The organism is Thermocatellispora tengchongensis, from assembly GCF_014202315.1.
GTDB lineage: Bacteria > Actinomycetota > Actinomycetes > Streptosporangiales > Streptosporangiaceae > Thermocatellispora > Thermocatellispora tengchongensis.
In genome coordinates, this window is sequence record NZ_JACHGN010000007.1 from 280,539 (window position 1) to 294,042 (window position 13,504).

Here is a 13,504-nt window from a genome sequence, read left to right on the forward strand (position 1 = left end):
TAAGGGATCTGATACCAGTACGCTGAGCCCGTGAGCCGGCTTCCGATCGACGAGCGCATCGGGCACTACATCAAGCGCGCGGAGCAGCACCTGATCGCGGCCAAGCACGCCGCCATCGCGCCCTCCGGCCTGACCGTGCCGCAGTACACCGTGCTCCTGGTCCTGTCGACCGAGCCCGGCCTGTCGGGGGCCGCCCTGGCCCGGCGCTGCCTGGTGACCCCGCAGACGATGTCGTCGGTGCTGGCCACGATGGAGCGCCAGGGCCTGATCGAGCGCACCCCCCACCCCAGGCACCAGCACGTCATCGAGACCCGGGTCACACCCCAGGGGGCGGCCAAGCTGCGCGAGGCCGACGAGGCGGCGGTCGCCGTGGAACGCGGTCTCGCCGCGCTCTTCACCCCCGAGGAGGCCGCCACCCTGATCGAGCACCTGACCCGCTGCGCCGACGCCCTGGAGTCGGCCAGGCCACAGCGTCACTGAGCCGCGGCTCGTCTTCGGCCCTGAGGCTCAGCCTCCGCCGCTGCCGCCCAGAAGGCTCAGGCTCCGCCGCTTCCGGCCCGAGGGCTCAGCCTCCGCCGCTTCCGTCCTGAACGCTCAGCCTCCGCCGCTTCCGCCCTGAACGCTCAGCCTCCGCCGCCGCAGCCGCCACCGCCGCAGCCGCCGCCGCTCGACCCACCGCCCGAGTCGCCGCCACCGCCGCCGAAGTCGCCGCCGCCGAGGCCGCCCCATCCGGAGTCCACGGTCCCGTAGTCGCCGCCGCCGAAGGTGCCCCCGCCCCCGCAGGCCCCCGACACGGCCGAGGTCGAGACGGCCTGGCTGCGCGCCTCCTCCCGCAGCAGCTCCTCCTGCAGCGCGGCGTCGTCCAGCTCGTTCAGCCCGTAGAGCGCGACCGGCAGGCCCACGGCGTACGCCAGGCCGGGCCCCACCGGCGCCGCGCCCCTGCGGTGCAGCCGCCGCGCCGCGGTCAGCTCCGCGTGCCCCGCCGTGCTGACCACGTTGCGCAGCGCCCGCCGCAGGTTCCGCGCCGCGACGAGCCCGCCGACGCCGGTGGCGCCCGCGAGCACCACCCCCAAGAGGGACGCGAAGGACGCCACCGGCGGCCCGGCCGCGACCAGCGCCATCATCAGCACCGCCACCACGATCGCACCGCCGGACACCGCCAGCAGCCGGTGCACGTACGTGCGCACCGGGGTGAACGCGCCGTCGGGCACGAGCAGGCCGCGCCCTATGAGCCCGTAGCGCAGCCGCTCCATGGCCTCGCTGCCGCCGACCGCCCGCCTGAGGTCGGCGAGCTCCATCCCGCCGGGGTGCGCCGCCAGCACGTCCAGCACGGCCTGCTCGACCGGCTCGGAGGACGGCGGCACACCGTGCACCGGCGACACCCGCGCCCCGCGCGAGACCCGGATGTCGCCGCCCCGCGCCAGCACGGCTATCGCCGTGTTGATCACCCGGCGCGGCCCTCCGGCCAGGAACGCCAGCTCGTAGTGGTCCAGCCCGCCTACGTGCACGGGGGCCACCGCCCTGATCCGCCGATGCTCCCGATGCGCCGCGTTCCGTGCCCCGATCACCAGCCACGCGACGAGCACGCCCGCCACGGCCATCAAGAACTCCATCCTCACCCCCGGGCGAAGCAAGGGCCGGCAGGGCGCCACCCGTGTACCGGTTAGACGAACACAGGAGCCCGCGAGTTCGCGGTCGGCCGTCACACCCCGCGGGGCGGGGGCGGGGCGCAGGCACCGGTTCGCGCCCCCACCGGGCGGGCGCAGGCACCGGGTTCGCGCCCCAGAGGACGGGTGCAGGGGCGGCTTTGTGTCCCCGCCGGTCGCGGGGTCAGGTGCGGCGGCGGATGCGGGACAGGAGCCCTCTGGGGCGGGCCGAGGGGGCCTGCGGGGCGGTGCCGGGGTGGTTGGCGGCCAGCCAGGCGGCGAAGGCTCGCGCGTCGGCGCGGGAGCCGCCCGGCGGCTTGGGGCGGCCCCGGGCGTACTCGGTGAACAGCGCGGCGAACCGGCCGTCGAGCTTGCGCACCAGGTCGGGGGCGACCTTGGCGACCAGGCCGCGGCGCTTGGCGATCAGGCTCGCGGCCTGGATGCGCAGGCGGTTCTCGTCGAAGCCCGGCGGGTGGGCGCCGCCGGCCACCAGCGCCGCCAGCAGGTCGTGCTGCTGGGCCGCCAGGCGGGCTCGCAGGGTGCGCTCGTCGTCGCTCATGCGGGGATCGCGGCCCTGATCCGGTCCAGCTCGGCGGCGAGGGCGGCGTCGCTGGGGTAGTCGGCGTCCCATTCGAGCAGGACGCCCGGAGGGGTGGCGCGGTCGCACAGGGCGGTGAGGACGCCCAGGACCTCGTCGGGGACCGACCTGGTGTGGGTGTCGTGCCAGACGCCCTCGCGCGCGTAGCCGCCCGCCACGTGCACGTACGCCAGCGCCTCCAGCGGCAGCCGGTCCAGGGCCTCTCCGGCGCCCAGGCCCAGGTTGACCTGGTTGTTGTACAGGTTGGCCACGTCGATGAGCAGGCCCACCCCCGTGCGCTCGACCAGCTCGCCGAGGAAGTCGGCCTCGGTCAGCTCGTCGCCGGGCCAGCCGAACAGCGCCGCGACGTTCTCCAGCGCCAGCGGCACGGGCAGGGCCGCCTGCGCACGGCGTACGTTCTCGGCGATGACGTCCAGCGACTCGCGGGTGCGCGGGACCGGCAGGAGGTGGCCCGCCTCCAGCCCGCCCGCGCGTACGAAGGCCAGGTGCTCGCTCACCAGCGGGGAGCCCAGCGCCTCGGCGCAGGCGGCGAGGTGGGCCAGGCGCTCTGGGTCGGGCGGCTCGGCGCCGCCGATGCCCAGGCCGACGCCGTGGGGCACCACCGGCAGGCCGCGGGCGCGCAGCACGGACAGCGACTCGGGGAGCCGGGCCGGGCTGATGTTCTCGGCGACGACCTCGACGAACTCGACGCCCGGCAGCCGCTCGACGGTCAGGTCGATCTCGGGACGCCAGCCGATGCCGATCCCCAACGCCCCGACCGGCATGGGCCCGACCTCCTCTCGACGTGTCCCCGGCTCCATTGTGCCCCCGGAACAGGGGAAACGGGGCCCCGGCGCCGTTGGCGGGACCCCGTTCCACGGGAGGGGAGCTGCCCTACGACTCCCCGTCCAGGCGGGCCACCAGAGCGTGGTACTCGTCCCACAGCTCCTTGGGCAGGGGGTCGCCGAAGGTCTCGAAGTGCGCCGGTACGAGCGCGGCCTCCTCGCGCCACACCTCGGTGTCCACGCTGAGCAGCGTCTTGAGGTCCTCGGGGTCGATGTCCAGGCCCTCGGTGTCCAGCTCGGCGGGCAGCAGGCCGATCGGCGTGGGCACGGCGTCGGCGACGCCGTTGATCCGGTCCACGATCCACTTCAGCACCCGGCTGTTCTCGCCGAAGCCGGGCCAGATGAACCTGCCCTCGGCGTTCTTGCGGAACCAGTTGACGTAGTAGATGCGCGGCAGCTTGGCGCCCGGACGGCGGCCGATCTCCAGCCAGTGGGCGAAGTAGTCGCCCATGTTGTAGCCGCAGAACGGCAGCATCGCGAACGGGTCGCGGCGCAGCTCACCGACCTTGCCCTCGGCCGCGGCGGTCTTCTCCGAGGCGACGTTGGCGCCGAGGAACACGCCGTGCTGCCAGCTCAGCGACTCGGTCACCAGCGGCACCGCGGTGGCGCGGCGCCCGCCGAAGAGGATGGCGTCGATCGGCACGCCCTTCGGGTCCTGCCACTCCTTGGCGATGGTCGGGCACTGCCCGGCCGGGGTGGTGAAGCGGGCGTTGGGGTGGGCGGCCGGCTCGCCCGACTCGGGCGTCCAGGGACGGCCCTTCCAGTCGGTGAGCCTGGCCGGCGGCTCGTCGGTCAGGCCCTCCCACCACACGTCGCCGTCGTCGGTGAGGGCGACGTTGGTGAAGATGCTGTTGCCCCACAGGGTCTTCACGGCGTTGGCGTTGGTGCTCTCGCCGGTGCCGGGCGCGACGCCGAAGAAGCCGGCCTCGGGGTTGATCGCGTACAGGCGGCCGTCGTCGCCGAAGCGCATCCAGGCGATGTCGTCGCCGATCGTCTCGACCTTCCAGCCCGGGATCGTGGGCTGGAGCATGGCGAGGTTGGTCTTGCCGCAGGCGCTGGGGAAGGCCGCGGCGACGTACCGGGTCTCTCCGCTGGGCGGGGTGAGCTTGAGGATCAGCATGTGCTCGGCCAGCCAGCCCTCGTCGCGCGCCATCACGCTGGCGATGCGCAGGGCGTAGCACTTCTTGCCGAGCAGGGCGTTGCCGCCGTACCCGGACCCGTAGGACCAGATCTCCCTGGTCTCGGGGAAGTGGCTGATGTACTTGGTCTGGCTGCACGGCCAGGGCACGTCCTGCTCGCCCGGGGCGAGCGGCTTGCCCACGGAGTGGACGGCCTTGACGAAGTCGCCGCGCTCCTCGATCAGGCGCAGCGCGGCCTCGCCCATGCGGGTCATGATCCGCATGGACACGACGACGTACGGCGAGTCGGTGATCTCGACGCCGAGCTGCGAGATGTTCCCGCCGAGCGGGCCCATGCAGAAGGGCACGACGTACATCGTGCGTCCGCGCATGCAGCCCTTGAACAGGGTGCCGAAGGTACGCCGCATCTCCGCCGGCGCGATCCAGTTGTTGGTGGGCCCGGCGTCCTCCTCCTTCTCCGAGCAGATGAAGGTACGGTCCTCGACGCGGGCGACGTCGGTGGGGTCGGAGGCCGCGTAGAAGCTGTTCTGCCGCTTGGCGAGCCGGACGAACGTGCCCTGCTCGACGAGCAGGTTGGTCAGGCGCGTCCATTCGGCCTCGGACCCGTCGCACCACTCGACGCGGTCGGGCTCGGTCAGTGCGGCGATCTCATCGACCCACGCGCGCAGCGCGGCGTGCTCGGTCGGGGCGGGTGCCTCAACGGAAATGGACACAGCGGCGGCTCCTCACTCTCAGGGCGAAATCATCATCGACGACAAAACCGCGCTAGATCCAATTGGCGTAGACCAGTGGGTTAAACGCCGTCCGAGATGTCCACAACATCCGTTCGTCACGTTTCACCGTGATTCCAGCCAGGTTAATTAACGCGATCCATCGCCGTCGCGACATGCCGTCGCCGCCGCCCGGGATGGCGTCTCCGGGGAGGTCAGCGGGCCGTTCGCCGCGACGATCCGGAGGTACTACCCATCCTGCGCCGAGTTAAAGAATGACTGCCGCCGAGTGGTTTAGGCCACTGGCACAGGTCTAAACCAATCCCATTGAAGGTATAGTCCACTGAAATTCGCGAATCGCCTGCCCACGCGCGGGTCCGGCGCCGCGAATTCGCGGGCGCGAAGGCGCCGCAGGGCGCCTCGCACGCCTTCAGGAATCGACGTCGGGCCCGGCCGCCCTGACCCGGTCCACGTGCTGCAGCGCGTCGCGCAGCTCGCCCAGCCAGTTGTCGGTGTGCTTGCCCACCAGGCGTACGCACCAGGCCAGCGCGTCGCTGCGGCTGCGCGCCACTCCGGCCGCCACCAAGGTGTCCAGGATCTGGCGCTCCGACTGCCGCAGCCGGGTCATGACCGGCACCGAAAGTGTGGTGAACATCACTGTCGAGCCGCCGCACGTGACACCCCACGACACCTTGCGCCGGAAGCGGTGCTCGGCCTCCCGGGCGATCTCGATCCGGTGCTCCCTGGTCTCCTCGCGGAAGCGGCGCACCAGGCCGTCCACGGCCGCCGCCCGCTCGGCCTCGGAGGCGTCGCCGCCGAGTTCGGGATCGGCCAGGACGCCGACGACGGTGATCTCCTCACGGTCGAGCACGACCTCGGGCCGGCCGGTGAACCACCCCTCGGGCAGCCGCCCGGTGAACCAGCCGCGTACCTGTGATACTGCTTCATCATTTTCCATGTAATCAACATTACAGCGCAATCCCGTCGATGACCACGCCCGCCGCCGCCACAATGAGAAAGTGAGGGAACATCAGCGCAGGCTCGGGCTCCGGGAGCGCAAGAAGGCCAGGACCAGGCGTGCCATCCAGGAGCACGCCCTGAGACTGTTCGCCGAGCGGGGCTACGACGCGACGACCGTGGAGCAGATCGCCGAGGCGGCCGAGGTGTCGCAGAGCACCTTCTTCCGCTACTTCCCCACCAAAGAGGCCGTCGTGCTCTACGACGCCTACGACCGGCTGGTGCTGGAGCTCCTGGCCGCCCAGCCGCCCGCGATGCACCCGCTCGCGGCCCTGCGCGTCGCCGTGCGCGAGGCGTTCGGGCGGTTCAGCCCTGAGGAGGAGCAGGCCATCCAGGCCCGGGTCAGGCTGCTCGGCAGCCACCCGGCGCTGCGCGCCCGCACCCTGGACGGCCTCTTGGACGCCATCGAACGGCTGGCGGAGTCGATCGCCGCCCGGACCGGCCGCGCCCCCGGCGACACCTTCGTACGCGCGCTCTCCGGCGCGTTCGTCGGCGCGCTGATCCCGGCCATGTTCACCTGGGCCCGGTCAGAAGCCGACCCGGGGGCCCAACCCGTCTCCATCCGCCCGCTCGCCGAGCACCTGGACGAGTGCCTGGCCTACCTGGAGGCCGGATTCCCGCTCGGCGACGACCAGCCGGCGGACCACCGACCCAGTGCCCACCACCCCAGTGCCCACCAGCCCAGGGACGACCAGCCCGGGAACGATCAGACGCCGGCCGCCACCTGAGGGCTCACCCGGACCACCCCGGCCAGGTTGCGGGTATAGATCGGCGCGATCTTGACGACGTCGCCGGTGCGGGGCGCGTGCAGCATCTTGCCGTCGCCCCAGTAGATCGCCACATGGGAGATGTACCCGGGGTTGGTCGGGTCGCTGCGCCAGAACAGCAGGTCGCCGGGCTGGGCCTGGTCGAGAGGCACCTGCGGGCCCGTCACCCACTGCTGGTGGGTGACGCGCGGCATCCGTACGCCCGCCTGGGCGAAGGCCCACTGCACCAGACCGGAGCAGTCGAAGGAGTCGGGCCCCTCGGCCCCCCACACGTACGGGCGGCCCACCTTGGACGCCGCCGCGGTCAGCATGGCCTGGATCTGCTCGGCCGTCATCAGCGACCCGGCCGGCCACTCGCGCACGGTGGTCGCGGCCTGATCACCGGTGCCGCCGGTGCTCCCGGTGTTCCCGGTGCCGGGCGTGTCGGCCTGCCTGCGCGGGGCGGTCAGGACCGGGTTGATCGCGATGATCTGGGTGCCCTTGGGCAGGGCGCGCAGCAGCCGGGCGCGCAGCTTGGCGGTGTCGGCCTTCGGCGCGCTGACCACCAGCGCGTTGTTCTGCGGCATGCCGAGGGCGCGCGCCGTCTGCCGGGAGACGACGGCGTCGATGGAGCCCATGCCCATCGTCGCGTACGCCCCGACGCGCAGCGTCCGCCCGCCGCTGCCGGGCACCGTGCGCCCCAGCGTGAGCCCGCCGTCGTTGCCCAGCACGAACGACACCGCGACGTCCCCGGCGGCCACGTTGCGCCACAGCGCGTCGGAGCCGGCGGTGGGCTTGGGGGTGAAGGCGCGGAACGTCGAGGGATCGACCCCCAGCGTCTGCACCCGCTTGCCGTCCAGCGACACCTCGGCCGCGTCGGCGATCTCCAGCGCGGCCACGCCGCGCACCTTGGCGGCCTTCTCCAGGTCCCGCTGCGTGAACGCCTGCCGGGAGACCGCGAACAGGTGGGGCACCCTCAGCTTGCCCAGAGGCGCCACGGGTGCGGCGGTCTGGGCGTTCTGCCCGGAGTCGGCGACGTATCCGGAGCTGACCCGGCGCGCCTGGCTCGGGTCGGGCGCGACCTGGGACGTACCGTCCTGCTCACGCCCGGTCAGCTCGGCGAGCAGCATCAGGTCGGCGGTCACCACGCCCACCAGCAGGGCCGCGATCACCGGCACCGCCCGCCGCGCGAGCCGCGCCCGCCGCCGGCGGCGTCCGAGCCGGGAGTCGGGATCAACGGGCCGGGGCTCCGGATGGTGCGGGTACGGCGGGTGCCCGGGGTGCGGCACGTAGATGACGGCCGGGTAGTGGGACGGGGGCTGGTGCGGCTGTGCACGCGCTCGCTCGTCGAGCACGACACCACCGCCCTTCCCGCCTCAGATGTCCGCCGTCAGCGTCGCCGCCACACGAGAATGCCGTACTCGATGCCCCGTATGCACGCGTTATACGGAAAACGTGGGGCACTTGGCTGAAATCCGGGCACGCCGACCCGCCGGCGGCCCTCCCCGGGACCCCGGCGGATCGTCACGCCATGAGATCAGACGCCGGCGCTCAGTTGCCGACGTACGGCACGGCTTCGAGGATCTCCACCGTGCTCTGCCGGCCGTTCGGCATCGTGTACGTCGCCTTCTCGCCGACCTTCTTGCCGTTGATCGCCGCGCCCAGCGGCGACTTCGGTGAGTACACGTCGATCGGTGCGCCGCTCTCCTCGCGGGAGGCGAGCAGGAACGTCACCTCTTCGTCGTCTCCGGCGAACCGGATGGTCACGGTCATGCCGGGGCCGACCACACCTTCGGTGCGCGGCGCCTCACCCACCCTGGCGTTGTCGAGGAGCTGGCGGAGCTGGAGGATGCGGCCCTCCATCTTCCCCTGCTCCTCCTTCGCGGCGTGGTAGCCACCGTTTTCGCGCAGGTCACCCTCTTCCCGGGCGGCCTCGATCTTCTTGGCGATGTCGGTGCGCCCCGGGCCCGAAAGGTACTCCAGCTCCGCCTTCAAGCGGTCGTACGCCTCCTGGGTCAGCCAGGTGACGCTCTCGTCGTGGGAGTCGGCCACGGGTTCTCCTTGCTTCCTCGTAAGGGGGCAGTGCCATCGGTCGCGCCCGAGCGCGGTTGAATTTCGAAAGGCTAACAAGTTAACCGCTCGAACGCTTCCCCAAATGTCTCACTATACGAGATAGCAGTACTGCACGTGAACCGACGTGGCCTGGGCACTCGTGTCGAGCCAGTCGGTGCGGCGGACATTTGCCTCACCAGCGGGAATAGTCACCTCTTTGGTGCCGACCTCTACATGATCGGTATCGGTCGCGCGCAACCGGCAAAGGGCCGCCTGATCGTCAGGCTTGTGTATCTCGTAGGTAATCCTCACGGAGTCGGGACGGGCCACGTCGAAGGAGACGACCTCGCGGATCACCTCGGTCTCGCCCTTCGCGGCCCACATCACGTACCCCCATCCGCCGGCGGCCACCGCGGCCAGCACCGCGATCACGATGTGCACGGCCAGCCGGCCGCGCTTCTGCGAGCCGCTGGCACGGTACGGGCGGTCGGGGCGGAGGGGGAGATCGTCCGGCGTGCCCAGCACCGGGACGTTCGGCCAACCCTGGTCGGCCTCGCTGCTAGCCATGCGGAATCTCCCTGCGCTCCTTCGGCGTTATCCACAACAATTGTGACCCGCGGGGGCGGTGCTCCCGTGACCCGCCCTGGAGAAACTAACCTGTCTTGCACAGTGACCCGGCCCACGGCGCTCCGGCCGCGCCCACGGCGCGACCGCGCCCGGCCCGGCCACTGATCCGCTCGACCCGGAGGAGACACCGAATCCCGTGACTGCACCGCTGAGGCTGATGGCCGTGCACGCCCATCCGGACGACGAGTCCAGCAAGGGCGCGGCGACGATGGCCCGATACGTCGCCGAAGGCGTTGACGTGCTGGTCTGTACCCTGACGGGGGGCGAGCGAGGGTCGATCTTGAACCCGAAGATGGACCGCCCCGAGATCCTGGCCAACATCGCCGAAGTGCGCCGCCAGGAGATGGAACGCGCCCGCGAGATCCTGGGCGTCCGGCAGCAGTTCCTGGGCTTCGTCGACTCCGGGCTCCCCGAGAACGAGGACGAGGAGCTGCCCGAGGGCTGCTTCGCGGTGCAACCGCTCCAGGTCGCCGCGGCCCCGCTGGTGGCCGCCGTACGCGAGTTCCGCCCGCACGTGATCCTCACCTACGACGACGACGGCGGCTACCCCCACCCCGACCACATCATGACCAACAGGGTCTCGGTCGAGGCCTTCGAAGCCGCCGGCGACCCCGACCGCTACCCCGGCACCGGCGACCCCTGGCAGCCGCTCAAGCTCTACTACCACATGGGCTTCACCAAGGAGCGCTTCGAAGCGCTGCACGAGGCCATGACCGAGCGCGGCATGGGCTCCCCGTACGCCGAATGGATCTCCCGCTGGGAGGACCGCCCCCAGAAGTGGGAGGTCACCACCCGGGTGCAGTGCGCCGACTACTTCGACGTCCGCGACCGCGCCCTGCTGGCCCACGCCACCCAGGTAGACCCCGACGGCTTCTGGTTCGTCTGCCCCACCGACCTCCAGGCCGAGGTCTGGCCCACCGAGGACTACCACCTGGCCCGCTCCCTGGTCGACACCGAACTCCCCGAGTCCGACCTCTTCGAAGGCATCCACGCCGCAGACACAGCCGACACCGCCGCCTGCCGCTGACCCCGCCCCCCACGGAACACGCCGAGGCCCCAGCAGGGCCGACACCTGACTCCTGCGAGCCCCACACACGGGGCACGCAGGAGCAGGGAGCAGGCAACCGGCACCCCGCCGTGTAACGAGACGCGCCACCCGCCCCTCCGGCACGATGGCGCCCATACGGATCGGAGGGGGCCGCGATGGGGGCGCGGCGGGGCCTGGGCGGCCTTCGGCGGCGTGCGGCCTGTTGCGTGCTCCTGGGGGCGGGAGCATGGGTGGCTGGTGGCAGACTGGTGGGTGTGAATGTTATTGCCGCCGCTGGTGACGTGAGCCCGGGGCTGCTCGGCTTCGTTGTTGTCGCCGCGCTGGGCTTTGCCCTGTTCTTGCTCATCAAGTCGATGAACAAGCAGATCTCCAAGATCGAGGTGCCGCACGAGGCCGACCTCGATGAGGCCGGTTCCGAGCCGGCCGGGCAGGGCAAGGGTCGTGCCGCGGGCGACGGCGCCCGCTGAGTCGCCGCTCGTATCGCCCCTCCGACCTGGATCGCCGAAGGGACCTTTCCGCATGAGTGCCGAGATCGCCGTTGCCGACAACCCCGAGGCCGCGCGCTTCGAGATCACCGTGGACGGCGCGCTCGCCGGGTTCGCGGAGTATCGGCTGAAGGACGATCGGATCGTCTTCACGCACACCGAGATCGATCCGGCGTTCGAGGGGCAAGGGCTGGGCAGCAGGCTCGCCGCCGCCGCCCTGGACGCCAGCCGTGACACCGGGCTGACGGTCGTGCCGCGGTGCCCGTTCATCGCGCGCTACATCGACCGGCACCCGGAGTACCGCTCGCTGCTGGGCGGCGAGGAGGCTCGCGGGCAGGAGGGCTGAGCGCTCTGAGCGTTCAGCGTCTGAGCGCTCGGATTCCGGGCTTCAGATGCTGAACGTTGGCACCGGGGCCGGGGTGGGGGCCTTGGGCAGGCGGATCGTGAAGGCGGCGCCGCGGCCGGGTTCGCTGCGTACGGTGGCCTCGCCGCCGTGGGCGGCGGCGACGGCGGCGACGATGGCCAGGCCCAGGCCGGCGCCGCCGCGGTCGCGGGAGCGGCCCGGGTCGGCGCGGTAGAAGCGTTCGAAGACGCGGGCGCGCTGCTCGGGTGTGAGCCCCGGTCCCTCGTCGGCGACCTCGATCACGACGGTGTCGCCCTCCACCGCCACCCGTACGGACGCGGGCGTGCCCGGCGGGGTGTGCCCGCGCACGTTGGCGAGCAGGTTGTCCAGGACCTGGCGCAGCCGCATGGCGTCGCCCAGCACCACGACCGGGGTCACCGACAGGGTGAGGGGACGGCCGGGATCGACCGCGCGGGCCGCGGCGACCGCCTCGGCGGCGAGCGCGCCGGGCTCGATGGGGTCGCGTTGCAGCGGGCGGCCCTGGTCCAGCCGGGCCAGCAGCAGCAGTTCGTCCACCAGCACGCCCATGCGCGTGGCCTCGGACTCGATCCTGCTCATGGTCTTGGCCAGGTCGTCGGGGCGGCTGGCCGCGCCGCGGCGGAACAGCTCGGCGTACCCGCGGATGGCGGCGACCGGGGTGCGCAGTTCGTGCGAGGCGTCGGCGACGAAGCGGCGCAGGCGCTCCTCGCTCGCCTCCCGCTCCCGGAAGGCGGCCTCGATCCGGCCCAGCATGGCGTTGAGCGCGAGCCCGAGCCGACCGGCCTCCGAGCGCTCGTCGGCGGGCTCCACCCGCCGGCGCAGGGCCTCGGCGGCCTCTCCGCCGTCGGCGGCGGCGGCGCGGCCGATGGCGCCGGCCTCGGCGGCGATGGCGTCCAACGGACGCAGCACGCGGCGGATCGCCCGGAACGCGATGACGGCGAGCACGACCAGCGCCAGCATCGTGATCGCGGACTGCACCCCGGTCAGCCGCCCGACCAGGCTGTCCATCTCCCTCGTGCGCACCCCCACCAGGAGGAGGCGCCCGTCGGGCAGCCAGGACGCGCGCAGGTGCCAGGCGCCTCCGTCGGCGAGCGGCGGCCCCTTGCCGCCGCTCTTGTCGCCCCCGTACCTCACTCCGCCGGGCGGCGGGAACAGCTCGGCGGGCATCTTCGCCGGCAGCTTCGGCGCCCCGTCGTACGCGAGGGTCTCGGCCACCGTGCCGTCGCGCTCGCGCACCTCGAAGAAGGACGGCGCGCCGCCCGCGGCCCCGACCGCGCGCAGCATGGTGCCGGCCGGCGCGTCCCGCGAGACGTCGCTCAGCGAGGTGCCCGCCGCCAGCATGGGGGTCACCACCCGCGCCGCGGTGTCGAGCTGGACCCGGCCCCGCTCGGCGGTGACGTCCTTGGTCACCCCCCAGGTGGCCAGGGGGACCCCGACCAGCCCTCCGGCCAGCAGGAGCAGCACGGTCAGCGTCAGCCGGGCGCGCAGTGACATCAGGGGCTCCCGGCGGCGGCGGCGCCGGTGCGCTCCCGCTCCGTTCGGGGCAGGCGCAGGACGTAGCCGACCCGGGGCACGGTGTGGATCAGCGGCGGCCCGTGCGCGTCCACCTTGCGGCGCAGGTAGCTCACGTACGTCTGCACGACGCCGTCGTTGCCGCCGAAGTCGTACTCCCACACGTGGTCCAGGATCTGCCGCTTGGTCAGCACCCGGCCGGCGTTGACCAGCAGGTAGCGCAGCAGCTTGTACTCGGTCGGCGTGAGCTCGACGAGCAGGCCGCCGCGCCGCACCTCGTACGCCTCCTCGTCGATCTCCAGGTCGGCGAAGGCCAGCCGGGCGGTGCGCCGCTCCTCGACGCGGGTACGGCGCAGCACGACGCGTACCCGCGCGATCAGCTCCTCCAGGCTGAACGGCTTGGTGACGTAGTCGTCGCCTCCCGCCATCAGCCCGCCGACCTTGTCCTCGGTGGCGTCCTTGGCGGTGAGGAAGACGACCGGGGTGTCCACGCCGTCGAGTTTGAGCCTGCGGCACACCTCCATGCCCGAAATATCGGGAAGCATGATGTCCAGCACGATCAGGTCGGGGCGGAACTCCGGCACCAGGGCGAGCGCCCGCCCGCCCGACCCCACCGCGGCGACCTCGAAGCCCTCGTAGCGCAGCGCCATCGCCACGAGGTCGGCCAGGTTGGGCTCGTCGTCCACCACCAGAATGCGCGCGTCCACGTTCCCAGTGT

General features: G+C 72.3%; 15 protein-coding genes. 5 read left to right on the forward strand and 10 right to left on the reverse strand.

All coding sequences use genetic code 11. The features are described 5' to 3' along the window. Positions 1-30 precede the first annotated feature (30 nt). Positions 31-480, forward strand: coding sequence for a MarR family winged helix-turn-helix transcriptional regulator (locus tag HNP84_RS18475; protein ID WP_185050970.1), 450 nt, complete (start codon positions 31-33; stop codon positions 478-480). Positions 481-623: 143 nt separating this feature from the next. Here HNP84_RS18475 and HNP84_RS18480 read toward each other — a convergent pair whose 3' ends face one another. The 5 genes from HNP84_RS18480 to abmR all read right to left on the reverse strand — a co-directional run bounded on the left by HNP84_RS18480 (position 624) and on the right by abmR (position 5,875). Continuing rightward, on the reverse strand, positions 624-1,613 hold the full coding sequence (locus HNP84_RS18480; RefSeq protein ID WP_185050971.1) for a TIGR04222 domain-containing membrane protein: 990 nt from the start codon (positions 1,611-1,613) through the stop codon (positions 624-626). Positions 1,614-1,830: 217 nt separating this feature from the next. Then, on the reverse strand, positions 1,831-2,205 hold the full coding sequence (locus HNP84_RS18485) for an SCO6045 C-terminal-like domain-containing protein (protein ID WP_185050972.1): 375 nt from the start codon (positions 2,203-2,205) through the stop codon (positions 1,831-1,833). Next, positions 2,202-3,008: an MbnB/TglH/ChrH family RiPP precursor modification enzyme gene (locus tag HNP84_RS18490; RefSeq protein WP_185050973.1), complete on the reverse strand. Its 807-nt coding sequence runs from the start codon at positions 3,006-3,008 to the stop codon at positions 2,202-2,204. The genes HNP84_RS18485 and HNP84_RS18490 overlap by 4 nt, the downstream gene beginning before the upstream one ends. Positions 3,009-3,117: 109 nt before the next feature. Next, a complete protein-coding gene (locus tag HNP84_RS18495; protein WP_185050974.1) occupies positions 3,118-4,920 on the reverse strand; it encodes a phosphoenolpyruvate carboxykinase (GTP) in 1,803 nt (600 codons plus the stop codon). A gap of 427 nt (positions 4,921-5,347) precedes the next feature. After that, positions 5,348-5,875: an ATP-binding transcription factor AbmR gene (abmR, locus tag HNP84_RS18500; protein WP_185050975.1), complete on the reverse strand. Its 528-nt coding sequence runs from the start codon at positions 5,873-5,875 to the stop codon at positions 5,348-5,350. A gap of 61 nt (positions 5,876-5,936) precedes the next feature. On the opposite strand from abmR, the gene HNP84_RS18505 reads away from it, so the two are divergent. Further along, positions 5,937-6,662 (forward strand): acyl-CoA-like ligand-binding transcription factor, encoded by a 726-nt coding sequence (locus HNP84_RS18505; protein WP_185050976.1) that lies wholly within the window; start codon positions 5,937-5,939, stop codon positions 6,660-6,662. Here the strand turns inward: HNP84_RS18505 and HNP84_RS56110 are convergent. The 3 genes from HNP84_RS56110 to HNP84_RS18520 form a co-directional block, all read right to left on the reverse strand. After that, positions 6,641-8,035: a C40 family peptidase gene (locus tag HNP84_RS56110; RefSeq protein WP_312925160.1), complete on the reverse strand. Its 1,395-nt coding sequence runs from the start codon at positions 8,033-8,035 to the stop codon at positions 6,641-6,643. The genes HNP84_RS18505 and HNP84_RS56110 overlap by 22 nt on opposite strands. Positions 8,036-8,231: 196 nt before the next feature. Next, positions 8,232-8,732: a transcription elongation factor GreA gene (gene greA, locus HNP84_RS18515; RefSeq protein ID WP_185050977.1), complete on the reverse strand. Its 501-nt coding sequence runs from the start codon at positions 8,730-8,732 to the stop codon at positions 8,232-8,234. Positions 8,733-8,843: 111 nt separating this feature from the next. Next, positions 8,844-9,299, reverse strand: coding sequence for a DUF4307 domain-containing protein (locus HNP84_RS18520; RefSeq protein WP_185050978.1), 456 nt, complete (start codon positions 9,297-9,299; stop codon positions 8,844-8,846). A gap of 196 nt (positions 9,300-9,495) precedes the next feature. On the opposite strand from HNP84_RS18520, the gene mca reads away from it, so the two are divergent. From mca to HNP84_RS18535, 3 genes are all read left to right on the forward strand, one after another. Next, positions 9,496-10,386: a mycothiol conjugate amidase Mca gene (gene mca / locus HNP84_RS18525; RefSeq protein ID WP_312925162.1), complete on the forward strand. Its 891-nt coding sequence runs from the start codon at positions 9,496-9,498 to the stop codon at positions 10,384-10,386. 275 nt (positions 10,387-10,661) lie between these two features. Next, positions 10,662-10,874: a hypothetical protein gene (locus HNP84_RS18530; RefSeq protein ID WP_185050979.1), complete on the forward strand. Its 213-nt coding sequence runs from the start codon at positions 10,662-10,664 to the stop codon at positions 10,872-10,874. A 52-nt stretch (positions 10,875-10,926) separates the two neighbouring features. Then, positions 10,927-11,238, forward strand: coding sequence for a GNAT family N-acetyltransferase (locus tag HNP84_RS18535; RefSeq protein WP_185050980.1), 312 nt, complete (start codon positions 10,927-10,929; stop codon positions 11,236-11,238). A gap of 42 nt (positions 11,239-11,280) precedes the next feature. Here the strand turns inward: HNP84_RS18535 and HNP84_RS18540 are convergent, their stop codons facing one another. Together HNP84_RS18540 and HNP84_RS18545 are read right to left on the reverse strand one after the other, a co-directional pair. Beyond that, the gene (locus HNP84_RS18540) at positions 11,281-12,768 is read right to left on the reverse strand and encodes a sensor histidine kinase (RefSeq protein WP_185050981.1); all 1,488 of its coding nucleotides are present in this window, start codon (positions 12,766-12,768) and stop codon (positions 11,281-11,283) included. Further along, positions 12,768-13,493, reverse strand: coding sequence for a response regulator transcription factor (locus HNP84_RS18545; RefSeq protein ID WP_312925163.1), 726 nt, complete (start codon positions 13,491-13,493; stop codon positions 12,768-12,770). The genes HNP84_RS18540 and HNP84_RS18545 overlap by 1 nt, the downstream gene beginning before the upstream one ends. Positions 13,494-13,504: the final 11 nt, after the last annotated feature.